The 2,601-nt window shown below is 63.5% G+C and carries 2 protein-coding genes; both read right to left on the bottom strand.

Going from position 1 to position 2,601, the window contains the following annotated elements; translation table 11 throughout:
• Positions 1–101 precede the first annotated feature (101 nt).
• Positions 102–869 carry an ATP-binding protein gene (locus BJQ90_RS13800; protein ID WP_226760822.1) on the bottom strand — a complete coding sequence of 256 codons (768 nt, stop codon included), beginning with the start codon at positions 867–869 and terminating at the stop codon, positions 102–104.
• Positions 869–2,458: an IS21 family transposase gene (istA, locus tag BJQ90_RS13795; protein ID WP_226760821.1), complete on the bottom strand. Its 1,590-nt coding sequence runs from the start codon at positions 2,456–2,458 to the stop codon at positions 869–871. Before istA ends, BJQ90_RS13800 begins: the two co-directional genes overlap by 1 nt.
• Positions 2,459–2,601: the final 143 nt, after the last annotated feature.

The following is a 2,601-nucleotide window of genomic DNA, read 5'->3' as shown; positions in this document are numbered from 1 at the left end:
TGGCGAGTAGCGCTTGATGGTAGCGCGAGTCCAAACACCTGGTAGCGCAGTTCTGACGAGGTGGTAGCGGCCCGGGCGCTGTGCCCGGGCCGCTACCGGTGTTACTCCCAGTAGGCCTCGTGGGCGCGGGCCTGGTCGTTGCGGTGCCGGCGCATGTCGATCTGGCCGAGGTTGATGATCCGGGCGTTGTTGGCGAGGCGGTTCACGATCGAGTCTGCCGCGACCCGGTCGGGAAGCTCAGCAACCCAGTGCGCTGGCCCGGTCTGGGAGGCGATCATTGTCGGCAGCCGGTGCTCGCGGTTCGCGAGGATCGCGAACAAATCGCTGGCAGCGTCGCTGTCGATGCCGACGGTGAGGAAATCGTCGATGATCAGCAGATCGATGTTGGAGAGCTCGTTCAACAGCTTCTGGTGGGCGATGCCGTCGCCGCGGGCGATGACGAGCCGCCGTGCCAAGTCGTCCATCCGGAAGTAGAGAACCGAGTGTTCACTCTGGCAGGCACCGATGGCCAACGCGCAGGAAAGGTAGGTTTTCCCGCCGCCGGTGGGCGAGATGATGAGCAGGTTCGTCGCATCGGAGCGCCAGTCATGGTCGGCATAGCGTCGCATTCTGACCGGGGTGATCCCTCGCCCGTCGCGGTAGTCGACCTCAGCAACTGTTGCCCCCGGGATCGGGAAGCCGGCCTGGCGGATGAGTTTGTCGACCTTGTTGATGCGGCGGGACTCCAACGCGTCGTCGACCGCAGTGAGAAACAACTGCTCGGGAGTGAGTGTGTCGTTGCCTTCGTCCTGGATGAGCTCCTCCAGCCGGGTCGCGACGTGGGTCACCCGCAGGGCCCGGAACTTATCGTAATCGATGCTCGTGAACATCACTTTCCCTCCTCGTCGCGTGCGTAGTGGGAGGCATCGCGAACATAGACGTCTGGCATGGTGTCGTGGAAAACGACGGTGCTGGCGCGTTTGCGCGTTGAGGCCGCCGGGATCACCGGCCGGGGCTTCTTCGCATCACAATCGATCGCCGCCATCAACCGTTTCAGCGTCGAGTAAGTCGGATGAGCGCTGCGGTTCACGAGCTCCTGGCAGGCCGCCTCCAACCGTTCCCGATTGTTCTTGCCGAGCCCGTCGAGGATGTTCTGGCACGACAGGTAGCCCTGCGCCTCGATCACCTGACCGTCGAGGATCTGCTCGATCACCGTGACTGTTGCCGGCCCAACGCTGCGCGCCCGGTCGATGAACCACCGCCGGGACCACAGCCCATCAATATCGCGGTGCTGCGGCGGGACATGGTCCGGCAAAGTCGAGTACTGGCCTTTGCGGCCCGTCAGCCGCGGGTGTTCGCAGATGCTCTCGTGCCCGTCGAAGACCGTCACCCGGGAAGACGTCAGCCGGACCCGCAACAGCTTGCCCGCCAACGCGAAGGGCACGGAATACCGTTGCGTGTCCGCGGTGACGTGGTAGTTCCGGGCCACCTTCAGTTCCTTCCACTCGACGTCCTCGAACCCGGCATCGGGCAAAGGGCCCAGCAGCTCCCGTTCCTCGGTGTCAAACCTCTCCCACCGGGTCGTGTCGTCGGCGCGGCGGATATCGTGGTTGATCTCCCGCACCCGCTCCTCGATCGCAGTATTCAACTCGCTCAGCGTCGTAAAGACATCGTCATCGAGGTAGCCGATGACGCGTTTGTTGACCACGTTCACCGCGTTCTCGGCTGAGGCTTTATCGCGGGGTTTCTTCACTCTGGCCGGGACAATTGCTGTCTGGTAGTGATCCGCGAGCTGCTGATACCTCGCGTTGACGACCCGCTCCGCGTCGCCCTTATGGGTTTGGTGGGTGGAGGTCCTCGGGTTATCTGGCACGACGATCTGCGTCACGCCGCCGAAGAACGCGAACGCTTGAACATGCGCGTCGAGCCACGCCGGGGACTTCATATCCGCATATGCGCGGCAGAACATCAGCCCCGAAAACGGCAACACCGCGACGAACAAAATTGCCCGGACCACCTCGCCAGTGATCGTGTCGACGACATCCATCGTGTCGCCGGCCCAGTCCACCAGCATCGCCCGCCCCGGCTCATGGCGCAGCACCGCCACCAGATCGTGGGTGCGGAGGTAGCCAGTGAACAGGGCGCAGAACTGCGAGTACCCGTACTTCTTCCCCGCGTCCTTGGTGTCGACGTAGCGACGCCACGCCAGCAGCAACGTGAAGTGACGGTTCGCTTTCATCGACGCCAGCACCCGCGACAAGTCGGGCTGGTCATACTCCTCCGACACTTTCCGGCGCCCGTCGGGGAACCAATCCGCCAGCTCGCTGTCACTGACCGCGACCGCCGAGGTGAGACCCCGCTCCTGGACCTCCTGCCGGACCCGGGCCACGTCGCGATGCGAGCACCCCGCGATCTCTACGACTTCGCGGTAACTCCTCCCCTCCAGCAACAACCCCAATATTTTCCGATACTCCGCCATGGCCCGCCCTTAACAATGAGACGACAACGCCTTATGCGTTGTCGTCTCACAGCACAGCAGTTCACCAGGGCGGGCGCTACCGTGTTCCCGGAATCGTGCTACCAACTGTCCAGACTCGCGCTACCATCAAGCGCTACTCGCCA

Origin of the sequence: Arthrobacter sp. SO3 (assembly GCF_020532825.1) — a bacterium.
Taxonomy (GTDB): domain Bacteria; phylum Actinomycetota; class Actinomycetes; order Actinomycetales; family Micrococcaceae; genus Arthrobacter.
The sequence above is the reverse complement of the archived record's forward strand: the minus strand, read 5'-3'. Positions and strand labels throughout refer to the sequence as shown.

What these genes read in the sequence shown, in the direction of transcription:
- BJQ90_RS13800 (WP_226760822.1), bottom strand. Translation starts at nt 869, where the DNA reads ATGTTCACGAGCATCGATTACGATAAGTTCCGGGCCCTGCGGGTGACC.
- istA (WP_226760821.1), bottom strand. Translation starts at nt 2,458, where the DNA reads ATGGCGGAGTATCGGAAAATATTGGGGTTGTTGCTGGAGGGGAGGAGT.